General features: G+C 48.5%; 1 protein-coding gene. It reads left to right on the top strand.

Annotation, left to right across the window (positions count from 1 at the left end; translation table 11 throughout):
• Positions 1-2 precede the first annotated feature (2 nt).
• A partial coding sequence (locus tag LKX83_RS33080; protein WP_227887529.1) for a dihydrofolate reductase occupies positions 3-227 on the top strand: 225 nt, incomplete at its 3' end.

The following is a 227-nucleotide window of genomic DNA, read 5'->3' on the forward strand; positions in this document are numbered from 1 at the left end:
TTATTGGCAGGGATAATCAGCTTCCCTGGCATTTGCCGGCGGACCTTACGCATTTTAAAAATATTACTATGGGGCATGTCATCGTCATGGGCAGAAAAACGTTCGAGGCTATCGGACGTCCTCTGCCCGGACGAACCAATGTCATCCTTACAAAGAACCCAGCTTATCAGGCGGATGGCTGCCTAGTTATGCACACAGTAGAGGATGTGCTGCAACGTTTTTCTAAC

It is taken from the genome of Cohnella baijiui, from assembly GCF_020731285.1.
Classification (GTDB): Bacteria; Bacillota; Bacilli; order Paenibacillales; family Paenibacillaceae; genus Cohnella.